Origin of the sequence: Kitasatospora sp. NPDC088346, assembly GCF_044740765.1 — a bacterium.
GTDB lineage: Bacteria > Actinomycetota > Actinomycetes > Streptomycetales > Streptomycetaceae > Kitasatospora.
In genome coordinates this window covers 148,344-173,197 of record NZ_JBIURH010000005.1, presented here as the reverse complement: position 1 = coordinate 173,197, position 24,854 = coordinate 148,344, and the positions used below count along the sequence as shown (strand labels likewise).

The window sequence follows — 24,854 nt, the reverse complement described above, 5'->3', positions numbered from 1 at the left end:
CGGGAGGCGCCACAATGGCCGTATGAGCGAATCGGTGGGGGACGGCGGCGACCCGGCCTGCTGGCTGGAGCGGGTCTGCGACGCGTGCGGCCGGCCGCGCGAGCGGCCCGGACCGGGCGCCTGCGAGTTCTGCGGCGCCGTCGTCCCGGTGGCCGCCCCGCCCCGCCGCGGCGGCCGCGACCGCGACGCCGACGGCCGGGCCCGCAACGGGCGGCCCAGGGACGGGCTCGGGCGCCCCCTCCCGTACGGGCGGCAGGGGGTGATGCGCCAGCCCGAGGGGGTGGTCCGCTCCGGTGAGCAGACCGTGACCGAGGCGCAGCGGCTGCTGGACGCGGGCCGGCCCTTCCACGCCCACGAGGTGCTGGAGGACCGCTGGAAGTCCGGGCCGGACGCCGAGCGGGCGCTGTGGCGGGGCCTCGCGCAGTTCGCCGTCGGCCTGACCCACGCCGCCCGCGGCAACCCGGTGGGTGCCCGGGCGTTGCTGGCCCGCGCGGCCGACGGCCTGGCCCCGTACGGGGAGGCGCGCCCGTACGGCGTGGACCTCTCGGCCGTCGTCCGCTGGGCGCGCGAGCGCTCGGCCGCCGCGGACATCCTCGACGCGCCGGACGTCCCCCGGCTCACCGCCTCCCGGAGCTGACCGCCCGCCGCAGGCCGTACGAGGCCGCGCCCAGCGCCAGGACCGCCGCCCCCGCCGCCACCGAGGCCGCCGGGAGGGTGCAGGCCAGCACCAGGCAGCCGGCCGCGCCGACGAGCGGGACGGCCCGCGGAGGACGGTTCTCCTCGGGCGTCAGCGTGCGGGCGGCGGCGTTGGCGATCGCGTAGTAGACCAGCACGCCGAAGGACGAGAACCCGATCGCGCCCCGGACGTCGGCGGTGCCGGCGACGACCGCGACGACGGCCCCGACCGCGAGCTCGGCGCGGTGCGGGCCGTGGAAGCGCGGATGGACGGCCGCCAGGGCGTGCGGCAGGTGCCGGTCGCGCGCCATCGCCAGGGTGGTCCGGGAGACGCCCAGGATCAGCGCGAGCAGTGAGCCGAGCGCGGCCACCGCGGCGCCTGCGCGCACGACCGGCGCGAGCGCCGGCGCCCCCGCCGCGCGGACCGCCTCCACCAGGGGCGCGGTGCTGTGCGCGAGGCGCTCCGGCCCCAGCACCACGAGCACGGCGACCGCCACGGCCGTGTAGACCGTCAGGGTGATGGCCAGGGCCAGCGGGATCGCCCGGGGGACGGTCCGGGCCGGATCGCGGACCTCCTCGCCCAGGGTGGCGATCCGCGCGTACCCGGCGAAGGCGAAGAAGAGCAGCCCGGCGGCCTCCAGCACCCCGCCGGCCCCCGGCCCGGACCCGACGGCCGGCAGGGCCCGCCCGCCGGAGCCGCCGGCCAGGCAGACGGTGACGGTCGCGGCCAGCACGGCGAGGACGACGGCCACGATCACTCGGCTCAGCCAGGCGGACTTCTGCACCCCCGCGTAGTTGACCGCCGTGAGGGCGACCACCGCGGCGACAGCGACGGCGTGCGCCTGCGCGGGCCAGAGATAGGCCCCCACGGTCAGGGCCATCGCCGCGCAGGAGGCGGTCTTGCCGGCCACGAAACCCCAGCCCGCGAGGTGGCCCCAGAACGGGCCGAGGCGCTCGCGGCCGTAGACGTAGGTCCCCCCGGAGGCGGGGTGGCGGGCGGCGAGCCGGGCCGAGGAGGTGGCGTTGCAGTAGGCGACGACGGCCGCGACCGCCAGCGCCGCGAGCAGCCCCGAGCCGGCCGCCGCGGCGGCGGGCGCCAGAGCGGCGAAGACGCCCGCGCCGATCATCGACCCGAGCCCGATCACCACGGCGTCGAACACCCCGAGCCGCCGCTCCAGCCCGGCGGTGTCCGGCACGGTCCCGGTCGTCATGGTCGCTCCTCGTCGGTGCCGCGCCGGGCCCTGGGCGGGCCCGTGCCGGGGGCACCGTACCGGAGGGAGGTGACCGGGAGGTGGCGGGAGCCGGTGCACGGGACGGCGGCCCCGCCGCGCAGCCCGGCGCGGGGGGCCGCTCGCGGGGCCGGACGGTCAGCGGGTGGGGCTTCGGCGCCCCCACGCCGGTGCCACCAGCGCGACGAACAGCACGGCGAAGCCGATCTGCAGCAGGTGGCGGATCCAGTCGATGCCCGAGGTGTGCCCGACCCCGATCCAGCCGGCCACGAGGTTGCCGACCAGCGCACCGAGCGCGCCGAGCAGCATGGTCAGCCACCACGGGATGGACTGCGGCCCGCGCAGGATGAGCTTGGCCAGCACACCGAGGACGAATCCGATCAGCAGAATCCAGAGCAGTTGGAACACGGTGTCCTCCGGTCTGTCGTCCGCGCCGCCGCACAGCGGTGTGATCATCAGGATCCCGCAGGGCATCCGATTCGGCATGTCCAGCGCCCGGCCGCCACGGCGGCGGGTCAGGGCGCGGCGGCCGGCGGTGGTTCGACGGGCCCGGCCGGCTCCGTGGCCGCGGTGGCCGCGGTGGCCTCCTGGGCCTCGGCAGGCTCGGTGGCCTCGGTGACCCGGGTGCCCGGGTGCCGCAGGGCGCAGACGAAGGCGACCGCCAGCGCCGCGGCCATGCCGTAGAACACCCGCTGGTTGGCCTCCGCGAAGTCCGCCCGGATCTGGCCGAGCAGGGTGCTGTCGACACCGCCCGGCGTCCCGCTGCCGCCGCCGTGCCCGGTGATGCCCTGCGCGATCCGCTCGGCCGTCGTGCGGGCCTGCGCGGCCGGCAGCCCGTGCTGCTCCAGGGTCTGCTGGACCCGGTCGGCGGTGGTGTGCAGCAGGACGGTGCCCAGCACGGCGAGGCTGACGCTGGCCGAGTAGTTGCGGACCGTCTGGGTGATCCCGGTGACCTCGCCGTAGGAGCGCCCGATGGCCCGGTTGACGGCGTCGGTGGAGGCCGGGGTGAGCAGGAACCCGATGCCGGCGCCGGACAGCACGATGTACGGCCACTGGGCGTTCAACGAGAGGTCGGTGATCTTCCCGGCCCACAGCGCGAAGCCCACGGCGCCGAGCGCCGTGCCCACCAGCATCGGGGTGCGCGCCCCGCGCCGGTCCAGCATCCGGCCGCCGACCTGCGAGGCCGGTCCGAAGCCGGCGAAGAACAGCAGCAGGTAGATGCCGGCCTCGTCGGGGGAGTAGTCCAGCGCGACCTGCGCGTACACGGAGGCGAAGAAGAACACCGGGACGAACGCCATCATCGCGAAGAACAGCACCGCGTTGTCCACCGAGAACGCCCGGTCCGCGAAGATCTGCATGGTGATCAGCGGATCGCGGCTGCGCAGTTCGACCACCACCAGCAGGGCGAGGACCGCCAGGCCACCGGCGATGCAGAGCCAGGTGAGCGCGCTGCCCCAGCCCCAGGAGGAGGCCTGCTGGAGGCCCAGCACGCTCAGTCCCATGCCGACGGCGGTGAGGAAGGCGCCGGGCCAGTCGACCGGTTCGGGGCGGGGCGTGTTGCGGATCCTGGCCATCAGGGTCAGGACCACGGCGATCACCGCCACCGGGACGTTCACCCAGAAGATCGCCCGCCAGGTCCAGCTGGTGAGCCAGCCGCCCAGGATCGGCCCCAGCGCGGTGAGCGCCCCGGAGACGCCGAAGAACAGCGCGAGCGCCCGGCCCCGGCGGTCGACCGGGAACACCTCGACCACCACCGCCAGCGCGGCCGGGAACATCAGCGCCGCGCCGAGCCCCTGGACGGCCCGGAAGACCACCAGCCAGGTCTGCGCGGCGCCGCCCGAGGGCACGGCCCCGCACAGCGCGGAGGACACCACGAACACCACCGTGCCGACCAGCGCCATCCGGCGGTGCCCGAGGATGTCGGCGAGCCGCCCGCCGAGGGCGAAGAAGGCCGCCAGGGACAGCAGGTAGGAGTTGACCACCCACTGCATCCCCGAGGAGGACAGGCCGAGCTCGCCGATGATGCTCGGTGCCGCGATGGAGACGATGGTCTGGTCGATGAAGGTCATCGAGACCGCGAACAGCATGCCCGCCAGGGCGAGGTTCCGGCTGGTCGGTGCTGCCGAGGGCCTGCTCTCGTCTGCGGACGCCACGACCCACATCCCTCCCGTACGGTCCGGTCCGGCCGGGCTCCACGGCGGCGGAGCCCCGGTCCGAGCCTGCCCGCAACGCGCGGCGGCGGCGCGCGGAGCCGGGGGGATGTCATACGAATGGCGGGTGGTCACCGCCCTCCCGGGGGTGGCCACCCGTACCGACCGTGCGGAGCGGGCAGGAGCCGGACCCGGAGCCGGCCCGGCCTCTCTGCCCCCGGGCCGGCTCCCTTCCTGCGGTCCCGACGACGCCCGACCGCCCTGACGGCACGCTGACGCCCGCCCGCCCGGCCCTGACGGATGTCAGGTACCGGTCCGCGGGATGCGCTGGTTGTCTGGGTGCTGCGCCGGTGGTGGGCAGTCGGAAGACCCCGTCGAGGCGTCAACTACCCGTCAACAGAAGGAGATTCCCATGTTCGGTGTGCGCAGGCTGGCCCTGGCCGGTGCGGCGACGGTGCTCGGCCTCGGTACCCTCGGCCTGTCGGCGACCGCCGCCGACGCGGCGGGCGGCTGCACCGACAACGGCAACGGCACCTACAACTGCCACGTCTGGAAGGACGCCCCGACCTTCCGCGAGAACAACGTCCGGGTCGGCACGCTCCACGCCGGCGACAACTACTTCTACTGCCAGGCCAGGGGCACCGAGATGTCCGACGGGCAGTACCACAACTTCTGGTACGCCAAGACCGACGACGACAGCGGCAACCGCGGCGTCTGGGTCAACGTCATCCACCTCTCCGGCGGCGGCAACGACGAGCCGGTCCCCGGCCTGCCCTTCTGCTGACCGGCCGCCGGGCGGCATCGCCGGGCCGGGCCGGCCGGGGACGGGGGTTCCGGCCGGCTCCGGCTCAGCCGCCGTACCCGGCGAGGTAGCGCAGCACGGTGTCCACGTGCGCCCGGACCCGCTCCGGGACGCCCCCGGTGTCTGCGACCGTCTTGTCGCTGGTGCGGTAACCGGCGACGATCAGGGCCGGCAGGTCCCTGGTGTACCCGCGGTGCTTGAGCTGCTGGTCGAGCCAGCAGACGTAGCCGCCCATCGTGATGATGGCGTCGGGCGGCGACATGTAGTCCTTGCGGCCGTCGTGGTCGCCGTCCTGGGCCCAGGCGTTGAACACCGAGGGCGTCCACATCGCGATGCCGTACTCCTGGGCCTGCGGCCGGGCGGCGGCCGGGTCGAACCCGCTCTCCGCCTTGAGCATCGCCGCCAGCAGCGCCGGAGTCACCTCGGGCTCCGGGCACTGCCGGGCGGCACGGTCGATCGGCTCCCGGAACTCGGCCGGGACGTCGGCGTCCGCCGGCAGCGCGCCGGCCGCAGGTCCGGTCCGCCCCGCCGGGCCGGCCGACGGCGACCCGGCGGCCGGGGGCGGCGGCGCGGGGGCGCCGCCCCTGGGCAGCAGGGCCACGGCCGAGGCGGCCGCCACCAGCGTGCAGCCGGCCAGCAGCGCGACGACCCGGCGCGGCCGGCGGCGGCGCCGGACCGGCCGGTCGACGGCCCGGACCAGGGCCAGCAACGCGTCCGCGTCCGGCCGGGCGTCGCGCCCGCCCGCGAGGCAGGCCCCGATCAGGGCGCGCCAGCCGTCCGGCAGGTGCTCGTCCAGCCGCAGCGGGGCCGCGCCCCGGGCGTACGCCTGCGCGGCGAGTGCCCTCGCCCGTGCGGTCGCGCCGAGGAAGGGGTGCAGGCCGCCGGTGAGCACCTGGTGGGCCAGCACCCCGAAGGCCCAGATGTCGGCGCTCGGCCGCAGTTCGACCCCGTGCGCGCCGGACCGCTGGGACCACCACTCGGGCGGGACGTGGTCCGGCGAGCCGAGCGGCGGGGTGTAGGCGTGGGTGCCTTCCAGCTCGGCGGTCAGCCCGAAGTCGGCCAGCCGGACGCCACCGTCCGCCATCAGCAGCACGTTGGCGGGTTTGAGGTCGCCGTGCACCCAGCCCCGGCCGTGCATGTGGGCCAGGCCGACGCACACCTCGGTCAGCAGTCGGGCGGCGTCGGGGAGTCCGGTGCCCGGCTCACCGGCGCGCAGCCGCTGCTGGAGGCTGCGTTCGGCGCGTTCCATCACCAGGGCGACGGCGCCGTCCAGGTGCGGGTGCTCCGGGTCCCGCAGGGTGACCACGGCCAGCGTGCGGATCAGCTGGGGGTGGTCGGCCCGTTCGCTGAACTCCACCTCGCGGCGCACCAGTTCCTCCGCGGTGCGGCGCTGGACCGGGCCGGGCGTCCCCGCGGGCAGGAACTTCACCGCGACCGTGGCGCCCGCGGCGTCCCGGGCCGCGTAGACGCTGCCCCAACCGCCGGAACCGATCAGCCGGGTGACCCGGTGGCCCGCGACGAGGTAGCCCGGCGGCACCTCCAGCGGCGGCCGGCCGGCGTCGTCGATCGCCGGGCTCTCGCCGGTCGCGTCCCCGCCGGTCGCGTCCCCGCCGTTCCCGCTCGCGCCGTTCCCGCCGTCCCCGCGCCCGCGGTTCACCGGGCGGGCGGCGGGAGCAGCGGCAGGTGGTCCTCACGGACCAGGTCGAACCGCAGGGCCAGCGCGGCCAGTTCCTCGCGCTTGCGCCCGGTGCGCCCGGCGGCGCCCGGCTCCCGGTCCTCCTCCCCGCGCAGCCGCAGCTTCGCCTCCGCGAGGTAGTCGATGTGGTAGTTCACGGCCGAACGGGTCAGCTTGCGGCAGGACGGCAGCGCCCGCAGCCGCTCCAGCACGTCGTTGACGCCGGGCACCGCGGCGGCGGAGGCGTCGCGCAGCCGCGGTTCGCACAGGGCCAGCAGCACCAGGAAGTACTTGGACGTCGGGTCCAGCGCGAACGGGCTGACCGTGTGCTCGCCGCCGCCGCCGGACTCCGCTCCGCCGTCCAGGAAGGCGTGCTGCGGGGCGAAGACCTTGAAGTGGGTGGTGCCGGTGACCGACGGCAGCACCACCCGGGAGAACTCGAACGGGACGGGCGCGCCCAGCCGCCCGGGGGCCACCTTGACGTGCTCGCCCGCGCCTTCGAGGTTCTCCACCACGTACGTCGCCGAGCCGCTGAAGTTGGACAGCCGCCAGTAGTCCTCGGCCGCCGTGACCTCGCCGGCCCGGCGGGAGACGCCGCGGTCGTCCAGCCGGACGGCGACCGGCCGGCCCGGGGCCCCGCGCCCGAAGTCGGCACTCTCGCCCGGCCCCATCCGCAGCAGCTCGGGCCGCTCCCGCCGGGCCCCCGCCAGGACGGCCGGGCCGTCGGGCAGCTGCACGATCACCGTGTCCACCGAGCTCCCCTTCCCACCGCGCGCACGGGTCGATGGTACGCGTTCCGCCACCGCCCGGTCACCCTCGGTCACCGGATCGGGTGGGTCGGGGAGTCCGGTCCGGCCGGATCAGCCGACCACGGACTGCTTGTGGTGGAAGACGTTCCCGGCGTCCCAGATCCGCTTCGCCAGCTGCAACCGCGGATAGTTCTGCTTGTAGTACAGCCGCGGATAGGCCGGCGCCGGGTCGGTGGCGATCCCGAGGTCCACGTCCGGGTAGTTGACGTAGGCGCCGTCCGTCCCGAGGTCGTGCCCCGCGTCGCTGATCTCCGGCACCCCGCCGGTCGCCGCGTAGACGTCCTGGTAGAAGCCCCGGATGAACTCCAGGTGGGCGTCGTCCTGGGCGGGGACGGTCCAGTAGGTCTGGTACTGCAGCTTCATGAACGAGTCGCGCTGCGGGACGGCCGTCGCACACGGGTCGACCGCGTTCACCCGGCACCCGTAGGCGTCGATCTGCACGAGGGTCTGGGTCAGGTCCACCCCCGGGTCGTCCTTGGTGAGCCACGTCCAGGTGGCGGCGATGTTGTGGTCCGAGAACGGCTTGCGGTGGTACGCGGACTTGTACTTGCCGCGCTGGTTGGCACCGGAGCCGTTGAGCGTCTGGGTCGCCTGGAGCCAGGGCATCTGCCGCCGGCGGTCCGGGTACGGCAGGAACAGCCCGCCCGCGCTGTCGGTCTGGACGGTCGCGGGCGTTTCGAGACCGGCCTCCATCGCGGCCAGGAACGCGTCCAGCGGGCCGGTGTCCGGGCCGACCCACTGGCTGAACAGCGCGAGGTTGCCGTTGGTCTTGTGGGTGAGCTTCAGGATGCTGAACAGCCCGTTGTAGAGCGGCTCGTCCGGGCCGCTGTGCGCGGCGAAGAACTCGCCGAAGTTCGTCATCAGCCGGGTGAAGTCGGCCGGCTTCTTCAGGATCTCCGCCCACGGCCAGGCGATGCTGCTCAGCCAGACGCGGGCCGGCGGCCGCGGCAGGTGCTCGGTGAAGTAGTACCGCAGCACCATCCCGAAGTTCCCGCCGCCGCCGCCGGTGTGCGCCCAGAACAGGTGGCTGGTGTCCGAGCCCTCGGGGTCGTCGCGGTGCGCGCAGGTCACCTCCACCCGGCCGTCCCGGACGGTGACCACGTCCACCTGCGTCAGGTGGTCGACCGTCAGCCCGTCGCGCCGGTTGAGGACGCCGTAGCCGCCGCCGCAAATGTGCCCGCCCGCGCCCACCGAGTAGCAGGACCCGGCCGGGACCGCCACGTCGTAGCGGCGGAACAGCTCGGTGTAGACGTCCCAGAGCTCCGCGCCCGACTCCACGCAGTAGGCGGCGGCGCCGTACTTGTCCCGGCCCCGGTACACGCCCCGCATGGTGCTCAGGTCGAGGATCGCGCCGCCGGTGTTCTCGACGAAGTCCTCGTAGCAGTGGCCGCCGCTGCGCACGGTGGGCCGCAGGCCCCGGTGGAGGGCCTCACGGACGGCGGCGACGGCGCCCGAGTCGCCGGTGACCAGCTGGATGTAGCGCGGGTCGCTGGTCCACCGCTGGTTGAAGCCCTGACTGAGGGTCTCGTAGCGCCCGTCGCCGGGCAGGACGCGGAGCTCGCCCGGGTCGGCGGGCCCGGCCGGCTCGGCCGTCGCCGGCGTCGACCCGGCGCCGAGCGAGGCCGCCCCGGCGGCCAGCGCCCCGGCGGCGCCCAGGAGTTTGCGTCGTGAAACCTCGTGCTGCACGTGTCGACCCGCCTTCACCGGAGTGGGAGCCGGGAGATAATCGCACGGTTTGCTGTCGAAGCGTCAAATCCAGTCGATTCCCGGCGAATTGAAGCTAGCATTCTTCCGGAGGCGGTCACTTCGGACACTCCGGTCCTTTCCGTCGCGCTCGGACGGCGCCCCGGCCGCCCGGGGCTGCGGACCCGCTCCGATCGGCCGAGAATGACAGGGGGCCGGCTCCGGCCCCGGCCGAGCGTGGAGGTGGCGGAGTGTCGAGAATGCCGCGGCGGCGGACCTCCTCGGCCACTCGGTCGGGTGCTTTCGCCTCGGTGGCGGTCGCACTGTTCTGCATTCAGCTCGACTTCTTCGCGCTGAATCTCGCGATCCCCGGAATCTCCGCCGAGCTGGACGTGTCGGTGTCGGCCGCCCAGTGGACGCTGTCCGCCTACATGCTGGCCCTGGGCTGCCTGTTCATCGTCGGCGGCCGGATCGGCGACGTGTTCGGACGGCGCGGGGCGCTGCTGGCCGGGAACACCCTGTTCGCCGCCGGCTCGGTCGGCTGCGCGCTGGCACCGGGGCTCGGCCTGCTGGTGGCGGCCCGGATCGTCCAGGGGGTCGGCGCGGCGCTGGTCTTCCCGGTCTCGGTCGCGGTGGTCAGCAACGTCTTCCCCGCCGAGAGCCGGGCGCGGGCCCTGGGCGCGGTCTTCGGGATCGCCAACATCGGCACGGCACTGGGCCCCTTCGTGGGCGGCGGCCTGACCGAGGGGCCGGGCTGGCGGTGGATCTTCTGGCTGCTGGCACCGCTCAGCGCGCTCGCCCTGCTGACCGGGGTGCTGTTCGTGCCCGACTCCCGGGACGCCGGCGCTCCCCGGCAGCTCGACGTGCCCGGTGCGCTGACCGTGGTGGGCTGCCTGGGCTCGCTCACCCTGACCGTCGAGCGCGGCAGCGCCTGGGGCTGGGGCAGCGCCCGGACGCTGGTCCTGCTCGGTGCCGCCGTCGGGCTGGGCGCCTACTTCGTCCGCCGCGAGGGCCGGGTGACCCACCCGCTGGTCGACCTGCGGCTCTTCCGCAACCCCCCGTTCGTCCTGGTCACCGCCATGGGGTCGGTGGCCAACATGGGCTACGGCGTCACGGTCTTCGTCGCGACGCTCTACCTCCAGGGCGTCCGCGGACTGTCCGCCCTGACGGCGGGCCTCGTCTTCCTGGCCCCCGCGCTGGTGGTGGTGGGCGCCGGTCCGCTCGGCGCCCGGCTCGCCCCCAGGATGCGGCCCACCGCGGTGATGGCCCTGGCCGGGGTGGTGGCCGGCACCGGCATGATCACACTCAGTCTGGTCACCGCGTGGTGGCTGTACGTCCCGGTCTTCGCCTGGTGCGGTCTGGGACTCGGCCTCGGCTGGACGTTCGCCACCGTGGCCACCCAGCAGGTGGTCCCGCCCGCCCGGGCCGGCGAGGCCTCCGGCGTGGTGCTCACCGCCCTGGTCACCCTGGGCGCGGTCGCGCTCGCGGCGGCCGCCTCCGCCATCGCCGCGCTGACCCCCGAACGCGGAGCCGAGGCCGCCTACGACGCCGTGCTGCGGGTCGGCGGCGGCGTCATCCTGCTCGCGGCGGGCGTCGTCCTCGTGGTCCGGCACCGGCTGGTCGTCTCCGGCCGGGTGCCGCCGCTGTCCGTGCACGCGCCCCGGCCGGCCACCGACGCCCCGGACCGCGACCGGTCGGCCGACTGACGATCACCGGCGCGCGGCCACCGTGCGGACCGCCCCGGCGCCGAACCGCGCCGACACGTGCTCCCGGGAGACCCGGTCGAGCAGCACCACCGAGGTGGCCTCGGCGACCGCCGCGGGCACCGGGGCCGCCCCCGCCACGGTCTCCGCCCCCGCCCCCGCCACGGTCCCGGCCGCCGGCCGCGCCAGGGCCGCCAGGAGGCGGTCCAGCCCCGCGCGGTGCCGTGCGAATGCCCGGCGCGGCGCCCAGCGGCCCCGGGCCCGCTGGCCCGCCAGGGCCTCCGCGTGGCCCACGTCCAGCACCACCAGGTGCAGCTCGCGCCCCTGCCGCCCGGCACTGCGGGCCAGCCAGCGGCGCAGCCACGGACGGCTGCCGCAGTCGTGCACCAGCAGCGGGCCGCCGCCGCGCACCGCCGCCCGCAGCCACCGGACGTGCACCAGCCGGGCCCACGGCCGGTAGACGGCGTACGGGATCCGCTCGGGCATCACCGCCTCGCAGGCCTCGTGGACGTCCCGCGGGTCGACCACCGCGACCGCGGCCGACCAGCGGCCCAGCAGCGTGCTCTTCCCGCTGCCCGGCAGGCCGGACACCACGACCACCGCGTCCGGCGGGTAGTGCAGCAGCACGGGGCCGTCCGATCCGCCGCGCAGGTCCACCAAGCCGGCGGTGCGCGGTGCCGCGACCGCCTCCGACCTGCCCCGATCGTCCATCTGTGCTCCCGTCCCGACGTGCCGGCCCACAGCTTCGCACGGCCTCGCCGGGTGTCCGTGCGGAGGGCCCCGACCGTTGTTGTCCGGCCGGCGGCGGCGGCAAACCACGGGCCGGGGGCCGGGCCTCAGCCGTCGGCCGGCCGTGACCTGTGCTCGCGCCAGGCCGCCAGCGCCTGGGCCCGGGTGCCGTCCGGGTGGGCGGCGTGCCAGGCCCGCAGATGGCGGTTGAGCTCGAACTGCGCGCCGATCTCCTGCGGCCGGGCCGCCTGCTCCCGGGTGTCGTGCCAGTGCCGGACGGCGTCCGCCAGGGTGCGGCCCGCGTGGTCGGCGACGAAGGAACGCATGAAGGCGTCGAAGTGGAAGGCCGGGCCGATCTCCTGCCGGAAGTACGCCCGCAGCACCTGGCTGCACCGCTGGCCCTCCGGGATGACCGTGCCGCCGTCGACCGGCGCCGTCAGCTGGGGTGCCCGGGCGCCGCGCCGGGCGGGCGGCGGCTCCGCCGGTGGCGGTCCGCCGTCCAGGGCGGCGCACAGCCGGGCCGTCAGTGCCTGCTTCCCGCCGCGGGCCGGGACCCCGACCGTCCGGGCCAGTTCGGTGAGCTCCGCCAGGGTCCAGTACCGGCGCCGCAGCTCGGCGCCGGTCAGGCCCGGTCCCGGGGCCGGCCGCCGGTCGGCCGCCGGGCCGCCTCCCACCGCTTCGCCGTCCCGCATCCGTCCCCCCTCGCCGCCCGTACCGGTGTCCGGGTGCGTCGATCCTAGGGGCGGCCCGGTGCGGCGAGTGCGCCGACCTGGTCGGGAACCGTCGCCGGCACCCCGTCGTCCGACTGCGGGACGGGCCGTGCCGTACCTTGGGCGGCTGCCGCACCGGATCATGGACCGATCGAAGGAGACGCCTGCCGTGTCCCACCCCCACCCGTACGCCGCGCACCAGCAGCCCGGCCCGCCGCGCCGGCCCGGCCGGGCCTGGTGGTGGCTGTCCGCGCAGGAGCGCCGCCGCCGCAAGCAGCAGAAGCGCGCCTGGCAGGAGTACCGGCGCCGGAACAACAAGCGCGACGGTGACTGCTGCGACGGCTGCGAGTGCCTCGGTGAGCTGGCCGACCCCTGCATGATCGCGCTGATCCCGCTGACGGCGGCGTCCGCGCTGAAGGCGGCCGTCGGTGCGGTCGCCGGACGGCGTCCCGGCCGCGCCGCGGATCCGGCCGCACCGGTTCCGGCGGGGGTGGTGGCGGCCGGGTTGTACGGCGCGGTGCGGTTCTACCGGACGAGGATCAGCCCGGCGCGCCGGCCGTGCTGCCCGTACACCCCGTCCTGCTCGACCTACGCGGTGCAGGCGCTGCACCGCCACGGGGCGCTGCGCGGCTCCTGGCTGACGGCCGGGCGGCTGTTGCGCTGCCGGCCCGGGACGGCGGGCGGCTGCGACCCGGTCCCCGGGCGCTGAGCCGGGCGCCGGAACCGGGCGCCGAACCGGGCGCTGATGCCGGGCGCGGAACCGGTGGCCGGGTACGCCGAAGGGGGCCCGCCCCGTGCGCGTTCGCACGGGACGGGCCCCGGTGCTGCCGGCGATGCCGGCAGCGGGGTCGATCAGAGTCGATCAGAGGGGGCGAATGTTCTCCGCCTGCGGGCCCTTCTGGCCCTGCGTGACGTCGAACTCGACCTTCTGGCCCTCAAGCAGCTCGCGGAAGCCACTGGCGTTGATGTTCGAGTAGTGGGCGAACACGTCGGCGCCGCCGCCGTCCTGCTCGATGAAGCCGAAGCCCTTTTCCGCGTTGAACCACTTCACGGTGCCGGTAGCCATAAAAATCTCCTTCAAAGGCTGGTCCGGAACCCGCACCTCGCGAGTTCCGCGTAGCCGCGATAATGATCCGCCCGGGAAAAGCCCGAAAAAACAACAATGCGCCTGGTGGTCACTGCCAGCAGGCGCACACGAATTTCATGGGAACCACAACTGCAACTACCACGACTGTAGCAGGGTGCGTGCTGGAACGACGGGTGCGCCCTGGAACGGCGGGTTCACCGCCCGCGGAAGGTCCTGCCGGCCCGGTCAGCGGCCGGGGCGCTGGGGCGGCCGGAGCTCGTTCGGCTGGACGATGACGTGGCCGGCGCCGGTGAAGGACAGCTCCCACCCCTCGGTGGCCGTCCCGCGGCGGCGCCAGGCCTCGGTGTTGCTGCTCTGCGCCTGCAACTGGACCTCCAGCCCGGAGGACCAGCCGATCACGGCGTCGGCGTCCGCGTAGACGTAGCTGCCCGGCTCCGACCGCAGGACCAGCGGCTGCCCTGAGGTCATCAGGACGGTGGTGCCGCTGCCCGAGAGCTCGACGGTGCGCCGGCCGACGCCGGAGATCCGCTCGCCGTTCTCGATCTCGACGATCCGCCAGTCGACGGTGGTGTCCATCGCGAGCAGGTAGCTGTTGGTGACGGTCAGCCGTTCCTGCCGCAGCTCCAGGATGTGCAGGTGCTGGGCCAGGTTGGCCAGGTAGACGGCGCCGGTGCCGGAGCAGCTCATCAGGTCGAGCGCGTCGGTGTCCCGGCGGCGGCCGCGCTGGCCCCGCGGCGGGGCCCAGGAGGTGAAGGACACCTTGCCGGTGTGGGCCACCATGGCGCCGGTGCGGGCCAGCACGTCGGTGCGGCCGTCCAGGGCGACCCGCAGCATCTGCGGGTTCTGGAGCGCGTAGCGGCGGTCGCCGGTGAGGGCGGTGTGGTCGAGCAGCGGACTCTGCACGGGGGTCTCCTCAGCCGCGGATCTTGAAGCGTTCGGACGTGTCCTCGCTGGGCTGCACCACCACGAACCCGGTGCCCCGGAAGCCGAGTTGCAGGGCCTCGCCGCTGCCGCGGCCGATCAGGGCGCCGACCTTGACGGTCCGGCGGGGCCTGATGTCCAGCCCGGTGGTCCAGGCGACCAGGGCGTCCGGGTCGACGAAGGTCTCCGCCTCCGCGCAGTCCAGCACCACCGGCACCCCGCGCGAGGTGATCGACACCCAGCCGGTGCCGCCGACCGTCACGTTGTAGAGGCCGGTGCCGGCCAGCATCGCCAGGCCCTTGACCTTCTCCACCCGGCAGTCCAGCGCGGTGTCCAGGGCGAGCAGGTGCGAGCCGTTCACCGACAGCGACTCGTCGGCGAGTTGCAGGTTGACCACGTCGGCGCCCTCGTCGGCGAGGTACAGGTTGCCGTCGCCGAACCAGCGCAGCAGCGGGCTGCGCTCGCCGGAGGCCCACTCGCCGAGCGCCCGGCGGAAGGTCTGCGACACCGCCTCGTACTGCAGGAAGCCGTCGTACGCCACCATGGCGCCCGGCTTGGCGTAGACGTCCTGACCGGAGGTGACCGCCACCCGGCACATCGCCGCGCCGTGGTTGGCCATCCGGCCGGTGCTCGCGCCCGCCTCGTACCGGGCCAGGTCGCTGCCCGCCAGGAGTTGCCGCTGCATGGATCCGCCCATCCCTCTCTCTCCGACCTCGAACGCTCAGACTTCGAACGGCTGGACGACGATGAAGTTCCCGGGCGCGCCCCGGAACTGCAGGCTGTACGACTCGGCGGCGTGGCCCGCGTAGGCCGAGCGCCGGATCCGCACCGGTGCCGTGGTGATCACCTGGGCCGCGCGGGTCCAGGCGACCAGTGCGTGCACGTCCGCGTACGTCTCCGGGGCCGGGGTGACCGGCAGGACCACCGGGATGCCCCGGGTCTTCACCACCACCGTGCCGTGGCCGCTGAACTGGAGGGTGAAGAAGCCGCCGTTCGGCAGACCCTCGCCCTCGATCCGGCGCACCTCGTGCTCCAGGCCCGCGTCGAAGGCCAGCACCCGGTCCGAGCCGACGCAGAGCGAGTCGCCCTCCAGCCGCACCACGAACAGGTCGCTCGCCTCGTCCGCCAGGAAGACCTGGCCCTCGCCGGAGACCCGCATCAGCCTGAGCGGCTGGCCGGTCAGGTTGCCGATCAGCCTGCGCAGCGCGCCCGAGCTCTCGTGGGTGAAGTCCGCCCTGCCCTGGTAGGCCACCATGCTGCCCTGCAGGGCCAGCACGTCCTGGTCCTTGGTGAGGGTGAACCGCACCAGGCCGTCGTTCTGCTTGACCCAGCCGGGGGTCTCGGGCGCCTCGCGGTACTTCGCCAGCGAGACCAGGGCACCGGGGGCGGGGACGGGGGCCGCGGGGGGCACCGGGACGGCGGCGAGGGTGGGCGTGTGGGCGGCGTAGGGGACCGGTGCGGCGGCAGGAGGTGGGGCGGCGGGCGGCGGGCCGGGCTGGGCCGGGATCACCGGGATCACCGGGATCACCGGCGTCGGCGCGGGAACGGGGACCGGTCCGGCCGGGGCCGCGTCCTCCTCCAGCACCTCGCCGCCGAAGTTCTCCAGCAGCGCCTGCAGCCCGCCGCTGAACCCCTGGCCGACCGCGGCGAACCGCCACTCCCCGCCCCGCCGGTACAGGTCCGCCAGCATCACGGCGCGCTCCGAGCTGAACTCGGCGCCGGTGAAGGCGTAGCGGCCGACCTCGGTGCCGCCGGCGACGATCCGCACGTACCCGGAGTGGAGTTGGGACATCACCCCCTCGCCGTCGACGGCCGCGGTCAGGGTCAGCTTGTGGATCCGCTCGGGCACCGCGGCGAGGTCGATCCGGAACGACTCGGTGTCACCGTCGCCCGGGCCGGCCAGCCGCACCGAACCCTCGGGGCTGGCGGGCTGGTTGAAGAAGACGAAGTAGCGGTCGTCGCTCAGCCGGTCCTCGGCGTCGAGCCCGAAGCAGCTGATGTCGAAACTCAGGCCGGGCGCGGTCAGGTTGACCCCGAGGCCGAGCTCGCCGCCGCCCGGGGTGAGGTCGGCGATCCGGGTGCGGGACGCTTTGACGAGTTCCCTGGTCATGGCGTGCGGTCGACCCCTCCCGAGCAGTCCGGACTGAACTGCCGAGACCCTATCCCAGACCGCCCCCGGCATCGACGCCTCGCGAGCGCCCGTCCCCGGGCGGGCCGGGGTGCGAGGCGGGCCCCGGGCGGGCCGGGAGCAGGCGGGTGCCCGGCGGCAGCGCGCCGGCCCGGTCGGCGTCGGCCAGGTGCGACAGCAGGGTGGCGCGCAGCGCCGCGGCCGCGTGCGTCAGCGGCAGCTCGCGGCCGTGCGCGACGGCGATGGTCCGGCCCGGTCCCGGGGCGGCGAACGGGGTCACCGCCAGCCCGGACCGGGCCGCCACCATGCCCGGCAGCACCGCGGGGCCGAGACCGGCCCGGACGAAGCCGAGCACCGCGTCCATCTCGCCGCCCTCGACGGCGAACCGGGGTTCGAAGCCCGCCGCGCGGCAGGCCGCGACGGTGGTCTCGCGCAGGTCGTAGCCCTCCCGGAACATCACCAGCGGCCGCTCGCGCAGGTCCGCGATCCGGGCCGGGCGCCGTCCGGCCCGGTCGGCCGAGACCAGCACCAGGTCCTCGGAGAGCAGTTCGGTGACGTCGAGGCCGGCGGCCTCGCCCGCGGGCGGCGGGATGATCAGCGCCAGGTCGAGCCCGCCGTCGGCGAGGATCCGGACGAGATCCCGCGAGCCGCCCTCACGGACCACGAGCTCGACCCCGGGGTGACGGGCCCGGTAGGCGCGCAGCACGTCCGGCACCAGGCTGGTGCACAGGCTCGGCGGCGCCCCGAGCCTGACCCGGCCGCGCCGCAGCTGGACGGTCTCCTGGACGGCCAGCCGGGCGCTCTCGGCATCGGCGAGGATCCGCCGGGCCAGCGGCAGCAGGGCCTGCCCGGCGTCGGTCAGGGTGCTGCCGCCCCGGGTGCGGTGGAACAGCTCGGCGCCCAACTCCCGTTCCAGGGAACGGATCTGCTGGGAGAGCGAGGGCTGCGCGACCAGCACCTGCTCGGCGGCCCGGGTGAAGTGCCGGGTCTCGGCGACGGCGACGAAGTAGCGGAGCTGCTGGAACTGCACAGGCACCATGATAGGCATTCCCTATCGTCATCGTCCGTATCATGTCTTGGACGTACCGGCAGCCGCCTTCCTAGCGTGGTCGTCATGGCACTGGCGACTCGGACGGGCCGACCCCCCTCCACCCTCACGACCCTCTGGCGGTCCACCGTCGGCAAGAAGGCGGCGATGGCGGTCAGCGGCATCGTCATGCTGCTCTACCTGGTCTTCCACATGCTCGGGAACCTCAAGGTCTTCTTCGGCCCGGACGACCTCAACGGCTACGCCGCCTGGCTGCGCACCGTCGGGCAGCCGCTGCTGCACCACGGCTGGTTCCTCTGGCTGGCCCGGGCCGTGCTGCTGGCCGCCGTCCTGGTGCACGGCGTCGCCGCGTACCAGCTCAGCCGGCGCGACCTGGCCGCCCGACCGCAGAAGTACGCGCACCGGCGCCGCCGCAGCAGTTACGCCACCCGGACGATGCGCTGGGGCGGGGTGATCCTGGGGCTGTTCATCGTCTGGCACGTCCTCGACCTGACCACCCTGACCGTGAACCCGCGGGCCGAGGAGGGGCACCCGTACCAGAACATCGTCGCCTCCTTCTCCACCTGGTACGGCGGCGGCGTCTACGTCCTCGCGATGCTCGCGCTGGGACTGCACGTGCGGCACGGCTTCTGGAGCGCCGCGCAGACCCTGGGCGTCAACAACCCCCGCCGCGACCGGGCGCTGAAGGCCGCCGCCAACGTGCTCGCGGCCGTGCTGACCGCCGGGTTCCTGTCCGTCCCCGTAGCCGTCCTGACCGGAGTCGTGCGATGACCAGTTACCCCGACTACACCGTCGGCGAGCCCGTCACCGACACCGCCGCGCCCGCCGGGCCGATCGAACAGCGTTGGGACCGGCGCCGGTTCGAGGCGAAGCTGGTCAACCCGGCCAACCGCCGCAAGCACACCGTGATCGTGGTCGGCACCGGCCTGGCGGGCGGCTCCGCCGGTGCCACCCTCGCCGAACAGGGCTACCGCGTCGTGCAGTTCTGCTTCCAGGACTCGCCGCGCCGGGCGCACTCGATCGCCGCCCAGGGCGGCATCAACGCGGCGAAGAACTACCGCAACGACGGCGACTCCGTCCGCCGGCTGTTCTACGACACCGTCAAGGGCGGCGACTTCCGGGCCCGGGAGTCCAACGTCCACCGGCTCGCCCAGGTATCGGTGCAGATCATCGACCAGTGCGTCGCCCAGGGCGTCCCGTTCGCCCGCGAGTACGGCGGACTGCTGGACACCCGCTCGTTCGGCGGCGTCCAGGTGTCCCGGACCTTCTACGCCCGCGGCCAGACCGGACAGCAACTGCTGCTCGGCGCCTACCAGGCGCTGTCGCGGCAGATCGCCGCCGGCGGCGTGGAGATGCACCCGCGCACCGAGATGCTCGACCTGATCGTGGTCGACGGCCGGGCCCGCGGCATCGTCGCCCGCGACCTGGTCACCGGGCGGATCTCCACCCACCTCGCGGACGCCGTCGTGCTGGCCACCGGCGGCTACGGCAACGTCTTCCACCTCTCCACCAACGCCAAGAACTCCAACGCGACCGCCGTCTGGCGGGCGCACCGGCGCGGCGCGTACTTCGCCAACCCCTGCTTCACCCAGATCCACCCGACCTGCATCCCGCGCTCCGGCGACCACCAGTCCAAACTCACCCTGATGAGCGAGTCGCTGCGCAACGACGGCCGGATCTGGGTGCCGCGGACCAAGGGCGACACCCGGCCGCCCGCCGAGATCCCCGAGCCGGACCGCGACTACTACCTGGAGCGGATCTACCCCGCCTTCGGCAACCTCGTCCCGCGTGACATCGCCTCCCGGGCGGCCAAGAACGTCTGCGACGAGGGCCGCGGCGTCGGCCCCGGCGGCCAGGGCGTCTACCTCGACTTCGCCGACGCCATCGCCCGGCTCGGCCGCACCGCCATCGAGGCCAGGTACGGCAACCTCTTCGAGATGTACGAGCGGATCACCGCCGAGGACCCGTACCGGGTGCCGATGCGCATCTACCCCGCGATCCACTACACGATGGGCGGCCTCTGGGTCGACTACGACCTGCAGACCACCCTGCCCGGCCTGTTCGCGATCGGCGAGGCCAACTTCTCCGACCACGGCGCCAACCGGCTCGGCGCGAGCGCCCTGATGCAGGGCCTGGCCGACGGCTACTTCGTCCTGCCGGCCACCCTCAACGACTACCTCGCCCGCACCCCCGCCACCGCCGTGGCCGAGGACGCGCCCGAGATCGAGGCCGCCGTCGCCGAGGTCACCGACCGGCTCCACCTGATCCTCGCGGTGGACGGCGACCGCACCCCCGACTCCTTCCACCGCGAGCTCGGCGACCTGCTGTGGGACGAGTGCGGGATGGCCCGCGACGACGCCGGCCTGCGCCGCGCGCTGGAGCGGATCCCGCGGCTGCGGGAGGAGTTCTGGCGCCGGATCAAGGTGCCCGGCACAGGCGAGGAGCTCAACCAGGCCCTGGAGAAGGCCAACCGGATCGTCGACTACCTCGAACTCGCCGAACTGATGTGCCTGGACGCGCTGCACCGCACCGAGTCCTGCGGCGGGCACTTCCGCGAGGAGAGCCGCACCCCCGACGGCGAGGCGGCCCGCAAGGACGAGGAGTTCGGCTACGCCGCCGCCTGGGAGTTCACCGGGACCGGCAGGGCCCCGGTGCTGCACCGGGAACAGCTCGACTTCGAGTACGTCCACCCCACCCAGCGGAGCTACGCATGAACCTCACCCTGCGGATCTGGCGCCAGGCCGGACCGGACGCCCCCGGTGCGCTCACCACCTACCGGGTGACCGGCATCAGCCCCGACATGTCGTTCCTGGAGATGCTCGACACCCTCAACGAGGAGCTGATCCTGCGCGGCGAGCAGCCGGTCGCCTTCGACCACGACTGCCGGGAGGGGATCTGCGGCGCCTGCGGCATGGTGATCAACGGCCGGGCGCACGGCCCCGAGCGCACCACCACCTGCCAGCTGCACATGCGGCACTTCACCGACGGCGACACCATCGACGTCGAACCCTGGCGGGCCGGTGCCTTCCCGGTGGTCCGGGACCTGGTGGTGGACCGCTCGGCCTTCGACCGGATCATCGGCTCCGGCGGCTACATCACGGCGCCCACCGGCAGCGCCCCGGACGCCCACGCGACCCCCGTCCCGAAGGAGGCCGCCGACCTGGCCTTCGAGCACGCGGAGTGCATCGGCTGCGGGGCCTGCGTGGCGGCCTGCCCGAACGGCTCGGCGATGCTGTTCACGGCGGCCAAGGTGGTCCACCTCGGTCTGCTGCCGCAGGGCGGTCCCGAACGCGGCAGCCGGGTCCGCTCGATGGTCGCGGCGATGGACGACGAGGGCTTCGGCGGCTGCACCAACACGGGGGAGTGCGCCACCGCCTGTCCCAAGGGCATCCCGCTCAGCGGGATCGCCGCCCTCAACCGGGAGTTCCTGCGCGGCGGCCGGTGACGGCGGCCGGCCGGCCGGTCCCCGCAGCCGGCCCGGCCGGGCGCGGCAGCCTCGGCAGCGGCTTCTCGAACGGGCCGGGCACCGGGAAGTACCCCTCCAGGAAGGAGCGCACCGCGTCGTCCTGCCGGTCCGGGTCGATCAGTCCGGTACTGACGTCGTTCAGGCAGAACACCTCGGCGTCCCGCCGGTCGAGCAGCCCGGGCAGCAGCCGCAGCGACTCCGGGTCGCCGATGTCGACGAACCGCTCGTCGCTGTCCGCGAACACCGCCCGCCCCTCGAGGTACGCCGTGTAGCCGTAGAGGGTCAGCGGGGACAGGCTGCGGTGCGCCCGGAACGGCTCGGCCGCCGTCCTGGCCAGCTCGGCCGGGAAGTCCCGGGCGTTCTGCGCCAGCAGGCTGCGGTGGGCCGCGCGCGGCGCGTGGCTCAGGGTCCTCGTCGGGCTGCGGCCGAAGCGCGCGGCCACGGCGTCCCGGGTGTTCTTCTGGCCCGCGACGTAGGTGTCCTCGTCGTCCCGGCGCGGATCCGGCGGGATGACGCCGTCCTGGAAGAGCCGGGCCGCGCCGTTGCTCTGGAAGAAGAACCCCGGCCCGAGCTCGCGGCCGAGGAAGACGTCGTCGTTGAAGTAGACGAAGTGCTCGGAGAGCCCCTCGATCCGGTGCAACTGCGACTCGATCGCCCGCGAGTTGAAGACCGGCAGCACCTCCGGGTCCTCGAACAGGACGCGGTGCGTCACCACGCTGATGCCCGGATGGTCGGAGTCCAGCCAGGGCGGCACCTGGCCGTCGGTGACCAGGTGCACGTGCCGGATCCACGGTGCGTACATCGCCAGCGAGCGCAGGCTGTAGCGCAGTTCGTCGCGGTTGCGGAAGCGCTGCACCTCGGTGCCCGGCCCGGTGCCCGGCCGCGTGCCGTCCGCCGGGTGCTGCGCGGCCCGGCGGGCCCGGGCCGCCCTCCAGCGCGGGTCCGAGTCGTCCACCCAGGTGTACACCGCGTCCACCGGGAAGTCGACGTCGTCGATCAGCCGCCGGTCGAACACCGCGGGCACCGGGTAGCGGCGCTCCCCGACCAGCGCCGTCCCCGCCGGGGCCAGCGTGGGCGCCCACCAGCCCGCGCGGGTGTCCCCGTACGGCACGATCGAGCCGCCGGCCGGCCCGGCGGGCTGCCAGAACTTGATCTCGCAGCCCTGCTCGGCGCCGTACCGCAGTGTCGCGGAGGCGGTGACGGACGGCCGGAACACCCGGATCCCCCTCACCAGCCGCTGCTCCGGGTCCCCCTCGCCCTCGGCCTCGTGGCGCCCGACCGCCGCGGCCAGACCGGCGGCCAGGGCCGGGCCGGGGCCGACGCCCCAGCCGAGCGGCTCCAGGTAGACGTGCTGCCCGGCGAAACGCTCCTCCAGGGCCCGGACGACCTCGGCCCGGCGCTCGGCGGCCACCGCCAGGTGGTACCGGTCGGGCTCCTGCGGCCGCCGCGCCTCGGGCACCAGCACGGGGCGGATCCCGGCGTCCTCCAGGGCCCGTACGGCCAGCTCCAGGTTGGCGGCCCGGGCGGCCGCGGGGGTCAGGTCGCCCCGCACCTCGGCCAGCAGGCCCCCGTCGCGGACCAGAGCGGGCCGCGCGGCGACCAGCAGGTCCTCCGCGGTCGGCGGGGCCTCGGGAGCGCGCCGGCCCAGTCTCCCGCGCCACCCGCCGAGCAGCGGCGACGGCACAGCGGGACCCCGGTCGGACAGCCATTGCATTCGGTTCTCGCACACGGATGTTGATGGTGGGTGATCGCGGAGTTACGGAGTGTAGCGCACCTGGGTGAGGGCGCAGCCCGCCCCGGCCGGCCGGCCCGGGGCCCCACGCACGGGGTCGCAGGGGTCGGCGCCCGGGGACAGAATGAACGCGAGGGCCGAGCGAGGAACGGGGCGGCATGCGCGAACCAGACAGCGGCAGCCAGGGCGGGCACCCCGCCCCCGGCGGCGACCTCGCGGCAGTCGTCCTCGACCACCGGGGCCTGGTCGTCCTCTGCACGCCCGCGGCGCGGGCCCTGCTGGGCTGCTCCCCGGGCGCACCCTGCGAGCCGCTGGCCGCCCTGCTGCCCGGGCCCGACCCCGGGAGCCACCGGCCCTGGTCGGCGTGGACCACCGCGCCCGCCACCGCCGCCGACCGCGGCGGCCCGGTCCGTCTCGCCTGCACGGTCGTGCCGCTCACCGCCGAGGAGACCGAGGGCCCGGCCGCGGAGCCCGGCCCGGCCCGGCACTGGCTCGTCCTGGTCGCCGCGCCCGCACCCGTCACCGCGGGCCAGGCCCCCGCCGCCCCCGCGCAGGACCGCGAGCACCGCCGGCAGGAGCTGTCCCGGATCGCCGCGGCGAGCATCGGCGCCTCGCTGGACATCATGGACACCGTCGAGACCCTCGTGGACCTGCTCGTCCCCGGCTTCGCCGACCTGGCCACCGTCGACCTCGCGGAGAGCGTCCTCAGCGGCGAGGAACCGCCGCTGCCCGGCGCCGGCGGCGAGGTCCGCCTGCGGCGGGTCGCCGCGGCGCGCGGCCCTGGGGTCCCCGCCGAAGGCCTCGTCCCGCTCGGCGAGGCGTTGCCGCCCGTCCCCGACAACGACCTGATGCGGCCGCTGACCGCCGGCCGGCCCGTGCTGGTCACCGACGTCGGCGAACTGCGCCGCAGCCTCGGCCCCGCCACCGGACGCCTCCTCCCCGACGGCGCGCACTCCTGCGTCGCCGTCCCGCTGTACGCCCGCGGCCTGGTGCTCGGCAGCGTCACCGTGTGGCGCAGCCTGCTCCCGGACGCCTTCGTCGACCAGGACACCGTCCTGCTCGCCGAGGTCGCCGCCCGCGCCGCGCTCGGCGTCGACAACGCCCGCCGCTACACCAAGGAGCGGCGCTCGGCCGTCGCCCTGCAGCGCAGCCTGCTGCCGCACGCGGTCTCCCGCCTCACCGCGGCCGAGACGGTCGGCATGTACCAGCCGGCGGGCGGCGGCGCCGGCGTCGGCGGCGACTGGTTCGACGTCATCCCGCTCCCGTCCCTGCGGGTGGCCTTCGTGGTCGGCGACGTGGTCGGCCACGGGCTGGACGCCACCGCCGCCATGGCCCGGCTGCGCACCGCCGTCCAGACCCTGGCCGACCTGGACCTCGAACCCGACGAACTGCTCACCCACCTCGACGACCTGGTACTGGGCTTCTCCACCGAGCAGGACACCCAGGTCTCCAGCGCCGAACCCGCGGTCCTCGGCGCCACCTGCCTGTACGCCGTCTACGACCCGGTCACCGAACGCTGCGCGGTCGCCACCGCGGGCCACCCGCCGCCCGCCGTGCTGCCGCCCGGCGGAGCCGCCGCCGTCCTCGACCTGGTGCCGGGGCCACCGCTCGGGCTGGGCGGCCTGCCCTTCGAGGTGACGGAGTTCGGCGTCCCCGCGGGCGCCGTGCTCGCCTTCTTCACCGACGGGCTCGTCCACGGCCGCGACGACGACATCGAGGACGGCATGGCCAGGCTCTGCCACCTGATGGCCGACAGCACCCGCCCCGACCTCCCACTGGACCGGATCACCCGGTCCGTCTTCGACCGCCTGCTGCCCACCGCGCCCGTCGACGACGTCGCCCTGCTGCTCGCCCGCACCCACGAGCTGAAACCCGGCCACGTCGCCGAATGGGAGCTGGAGGCCGACCTGTCGGTCGTCGCGCACGCACGCGAACTCGTGGTCGGTCAGCTCGCCGCGTGGGACCTGGACGACCTCGGCTTCGTCACCGAACTGGTCGTCAGCGAGCTGGTCACCAACGCGATCCGGTACGCCGGGGGACCGGTCGGGCTGCGGCTGATCCGCGACCGCGTCCTGGTCTGCGAGGTGTCCGACCCCAGCAACACCCAGCCGCGGCTGCGCCGGGCCCGGGACACGGACGAGGGCGGTCGTGGGCTCTTCCTGGTGGCCCAGCTCGCCGACCGCTGGGGCAGCCGGTTCACCCGGGCCGGCAAGACCATCTGGACCGAGCAGGCCATCGGGGGCGGCTGAACCGGCCGCGGAGGGGGAATCCGAACCGTCGGCGGCCGTCGCCGTCGGGGCACACCGG

Annotated in this window: 22 protein-coding genes; 8 read left to right on the top strand and 14 right to left on the bottom strand. The window is 74.9% G+C overall.

From position 1 onward, the window contains the following. Positions 1–22: 22 nt before the first annotated feature. Positions 23–637, top strand: a complete 615-nt coding sequence (locus ACIOFR_RS10135) for a DUF309 domain-containing protein (protein ID WP_400994391.1) — start codon at positions 23–25, stop codon at positions 635–637. On the opposite strand, the gene ACIOFR_RS10130 is transcribed toward ACIOFR_RS10135, so the two are convergent. From ACIOFR_RS10130 to ACIOFR_RS10120, 3 genes are all read right to left on the bottom strand, one after another. Further along, entirely contained in the window at positions 618–1,886 is a 1,269-nt protein-coding gene (locus tag ACIOFR_RS10130) for an APC family permease (RefSeq protein WP_400994389.1), read from the bottom strand. The genes ACIOFR_RS10135 and ACIOFR_RS10130 overlap by 20 nt on opposite strands. A 156-nt stretch (positions 1,887–2,042) precedes the next feature. Then, positions 2,043–2,360 carry a GlsB/YeaQ/YmgE family stress response membrane protein gene (locus ACIOFR_RS10125; RefSeq protein ID WP_400994387.1) on the bottom strand — a complete coding sequence of 106 codons (318 nt, stop codon included), beginning with the start codon at positions 2,358–2,360 and terminating at the stop codon, positions 2,043–2,045. Between the two features lie 59 nt (positions 2,361–2,419). After that, positions 2,420–4,066, bottom strand: coding sequence for an MFS transporter (locus ACIOFR_RS10120; RefSeq protein ID WP_400994384.1), 1,647 nt, complete (start codon positions 4,064–4,066; stop codon positions 2,420–2,422). A gap of 400 nt (positions 4,067–4,466) precedes the next feature. Here ACIOFR_RS10120 and ACIOFR_RS10115 point away from each other — a divergent pair, with 400 nt between their 5' ends. Next, positions 4,467–4,838: a hypothetical protein gene (locus ACIOFR_RS10115; protein WP_400994381.1), complete on the top strand. Its 372-nt coding sequence runs from the start codon at positions 4,467–4,469 to the stop codon at positions 4,836–4,838. 64 nt (positions 4,839–4,902) lie between these two features. Here ACIOFR_RS10115 and ACIOFR_RS10110 read toward each other — a convergent pair whose 3' ends face one another. The 3 genes from ACIOFR_RS10110 to ACIOFR_RS10100 form a co-directional block, all read right to left on the bottom strand. Continuing rightward, a complete protein-coding gene (locus ACIOFR_RS10110; protein WP_400994379.1) occupies positions 4,903–6,513 on the bottom strand; it encodes a serine/threonine-protein kinase in 1,611 nt (536 codons plus the stop codon). Then, positions 6,510–7,283, bottom strand: coding sequence for a serine/threonine protein kinase (locus tag ACIOFR_RS10105; protein ID WP_400994377.1), 774 nt, complete (start codon positions 7,281–7,283; stop codon positions 6,510–6,512). Before ACIOFR_RS10105 ends, ACIOFR_RS10110 begins: the two co-directional genes overlap by 4 nt. A 108-nt stretch (positions 7,284–7,391) precedes the next feature. Further along, positions 7,392–9,026 carry a BBE domain-containing protein gene (locus ACIOFR_RS10100; protein ID WP_400994374.1) on the bottom strand — a complete coding sequence of 545 codons (1,635 nt, stop codon included), beginning with the start codon at positions 9,024–9,026 and terminating at the stop codon, positions 7,392–7,394. A 308-nt stretch (positions 9,027–9,334) separates the two neighbouring features. On the opposite strand from ACIOFR_RS10100, the gene ACIOFR_RS10095 reads away from it, so the two are divergent. Next, a complete protein-coding gene (locus ACIOFR_RS10095; RefSeq protein WP_400994371.1) occupies positions 9,335–10,729 on the top strand; it encodes an MFS transporter in 1,395 nt (464 codons plus the stop codon). A 3-nt stretch (positions 10,730–10,732) separates the two neighbouring features. On the opposite strand, the gene ACIOFR_RS10090 is transcribed toward ACIOFR_RS10095, so the two are convergent. Further along, positions 10,733–11,437: an AAA family ATPase gene (locus ACIOFR_RS10090; RefSeq protein WP_400994369.1), complete on the bottom strand. Its 705-nt coding sequence runs from the start codon at positions 11,435–11,437 to the stop codon at positions 10,733–10,735. A 125-nt stretch (positions 11,438–11,562) separates the two neighbouring features. Next, positions 11,563–12,147: a DUF6434 domain-containing protein gene (locus ACIOFR_RS10085; RefSeq protein WP_400994367.1), complete on the bottom strand. Its 585-nt coding sequence runs from the start codon at positions 12,145–12,147 to the stop codon at positions 11,563–11,565. Positions 12,148–12,334: 187 nt separating this feature from the next. Between ACIOFR_RS10085 and yidD the strand changes: the two genes are divergently transcribed. Further along, positions 12,335–12,874 carry a membrane protein insertion efficiency factor YidD gene (gene yidD, locus ACIOFR_RS10080; RefSeq protein ID WP_400994366.1) on the top strand — a complete coding sequence of 180 codons (540 nt, stop codon included), beginning with the start codon at positions 12,335–12,337 and terminating at the stop codon, positions 12,872–12,874. Positions 12,875–13,027: 153 nt separating this feature from the next. Here yidD and ACIOFR_RS10075 read toward each other — a convergent pair whose 3' ends face one another. The 5 genes from ACIOFR_RS10075 to ACIOFR_RS10055 form a co-directional block, all read right to left on the bottom strand. Then, positions 13,028–13,231 (bottom strand): cold-shock protein, encoded by a 204-nt coding sequence (locus ACIOFR_RS10075; RefSeq protein WP_370080745.1) that lies wholly within the window; start codon positions 13,229–13,231, stop codon positions 13,028–13,030. A gap of 246 nt (positions 13,232–13,477) precedes the next feature. Continuing rightward, positions 13,478–14,155, bottom strand: a complete 678-nt coding sequence (locus ACIOFR_RS10070; protein ID WP_400994363.1) for an AIM24 family protein — start codon at positions 14,153–14,155, stop codon at positions 13,478–13,480. A 10-nt stretch (positions 14,156–14,165) separates the two neighbouring features. Further along, positions 14,166–14,858 carry an AIM24 family protein gene (locus tag ACIOFR_RS10065; RefSeq protein WP_400994361.1) on the bottom strand — a complete coding sequence of 231 codons (693 nt, stop codon included), beginning with the start codon at positions 14,856–14,858 and terminating at the stop codon, positions 14,166–14,168. A gap of 36 nt (positions 14,859–14,894) precedes the next feature. Next, on the bottom strand, positions 14,895–16,283 hold the full coding sequence (locus ACIOFR_RS10060; RefSeq protein ID WP_400994359.1) for a TerD family protein: 1,389 nt from the start codon (positions 16,281–16,283) through the stop codon (positions 14,895–14,897). A 49-nt stretch (positions 16,284–16,332) separates the two neighbouring features. After that, entirely contained in the window at positions 16,333–17,331 is a 999-nt protein-coding gene (locus ACIOFR_RS10055; protein ID WP_400994723.1) for a LysR family transcriptional regulator, read from the bottom strand. An 84-nt stretch (positions 17,332–17,415) separates the two neighbouring features. Between ACIOFR_RS10055 and ACIOFR_RS10050 the strand changes: the two genes are divergently transcribed. The 3 genes from ACIOFR_RS10050 to ACIOFR_RS10040 are packed head-to-tail and all read left to right on the top strand — an operon-like array spanning position 17,416 to position 20,794. Then, positions 17,416–18,120 (top strand): succinate dehydrogenase cytochrome b subunit, encoded by a 705-nt coding sequence (locus ACIOFR_RS10050; protein WP_400994357.1) that lies wholly within the window; start codon positions 17,416–17,418, stop codon positions 18,118–18,120. Further along, positions 18,117–20,063, top strand: coding sequence for a fumarate reductase/succinate dehydrogenase flavoprotein subunit (locus ACIOFR_RS10045; protein ID WP_400994355.1), 1,947 nt, complete (start codon positions 18,117–18,119; stop codon positions 20,061–20,063). Before ACIOFR_RS10050 ends, ACIOFR_RS10045 begins: the two co-directional genes overlap by 4 nt. Continuing rightward, positions 20,060–20,794 carry a succinate dehydrogenase/fumarate reductase iron-sulfur subunit gene (locus tag ACIOFR_RS10040; protein ID WP_400994352.1) on the top strand — a complete coding sequence of 245 codons (735 nt, stop codon included), beginning with the start codon at positions 20,060–20,062 and terminating at the stop codon, positions 20,792–20,794. The genes ACIOFR_RS10045 and ACIOFR_RS10040 overlap by 4 nt, the downstream gene beginning before the upstream one ends. Here ACIOFR_RS10040 and ACIOFR_RS10035 read toward each other — a convergent pair. After that, on the bottom strand, positions 20,763–22,544 hold the full coding sequence (locus ACIOFR_RS10035; RefSeq protein ID WP_400994350.1) for a Stealth CR1 domain-containing protein: 1,782 nt from the start codon (positions 22,542–22,544) through the stop codon (positions 20,763–20,765). The two genes, ACIOFR_RS10040 and ACIOFR_RS10035, sit on opposite strands and share 32 nt — an antisense overlap. Before the next feature lie 161 nt (positions 22,545–22,705). Between ACIOFR_RS10035 and ACIOFR_RS10030 the strand changes: the two genes are divergently transcribed. Further along, positions 22,706–24,796 (top strand): SpoIIE family protein phosphatase, encoded by a 2,091-nt coding sequence (locus ACIOFR_RS10030; RefSeq protein WP_400994348.1) that lies wholly within the window; start codon positions 22,706–22,708, stop codon positions 24,794–24,796. Positions 24,797–24,854: the final 58 nt, after the last annotated feature.

What these genes read in the sequence shown, in the direction of transcription:
- ACIOFR_RS10135 (WP_400994391.1), top strand. Translation starts at nt 23, where the DNA reads ATGAGCGAATCGGTGGGGGACGGCGGCGACCCGGCCTGCTGGCTGGAG.
- ACIOFR_RS10130 (WP_400994389.1), bottom strand. Translation starts at nt 1,886, where the DNA reads ATGACGACCGGGACCGTGCCGGACACCGCCGGGCTGGAGCGGCGGCTC.
- ACIOFR_RS10125 (WP_400994387.1), bottom strand. Translation starts at nt 2,360, where the DNA reads ATGATCACACCGCTGTGCGGCGGCGCGGACGACAGACCGGAGGACACC.
- ACIOFR_RS10120 (WP_400994384.1), bottom strand. Translation starts at nt 4,066, where the DNA reads ATGTGGGTCGTGGCGTCCGCAGACGAGAGCAGGCCCTCGGCAGCACCG.
- ACIOFR_RS10115 (WP_400994381.1), top strand. Translation starts at nt 4,467, where the DNA reads ATGTTCGGTGTGCGCAGGCTGGCCCTGGCCGGTGCGGCGACGGTGCTC.
- ACIOFR_RS10090 (WP_400994369.1), bottom strand. Translation starts at nt 11,437, where the DNA reads ATGGACGATCGGGGCAGGTCGGAGGCGGTCGCGGCACCGCGCACCGCC.
- ACIOFR_RS10085 (WP_400994367.1), bottom strand. Translation starts at nt 12,147, where the DNA reads ATGCGGGACGGCGAAGCGGTGGGAGGCGGCCCGGCGGCCGACCGGCGG.
- ACIOFR_RS10075 (WP_370080745.1), bottom strand. Translation starts at nt 13,231, where the DNA reads ATGGCTACCGGCACCGTGAAGTGGTTCAACGCGGAAAAGGGCTTCGGC.
- ACIOFR_RS10065 (WP_400994361.1), bottom strand. Translation starts at nt 14,858, where the DNA reads ATGCAGCGGCAACTCCTGGCGGGCAGCGACCTGGCCCGGTACGAGGCG.
- ACIOFR_RS10060 (WP_400994359.1), bottom strand. Translation starts at nt 16,283, where the DNA reads ATGACCAGGGAACTCGTCAAAGCGTCCCGCACCCGGATCGCCGACCTC.
- ACIOFR_RS10050 (WP_400994357.1), top strand. Translation starts at nt 17,416, where the DNA reads ATGGCACTGGCGACTCGGACGGGCCGACCCCCCTCCACCCTCACGACC.
- ACIOFR_RS10045 (WP_400994355.1), top strand. Translation starts at nt 18,117, where the DNA reads ATGACCAGTTACCCCGACTACACCGTCGGCGAGCCCGTCACCGACACC.
- ACIOFR_RS10040 (WP_400994352.1), top strand. Translation starts at nt 20,060, where the DNA reads ATGAACCTCACCCTGCGGATCTGGCGCCAGGCCGGACCGGACGCCCCC.
- ACIOFR_RS10030 (WP_400994348.1), top strand. Translation starts at nt 22,706, where the DNA reads ATGCGCGAACCAGACAGCGGCAGCCAGGGCGGGCACCCCGCCCCCGGC.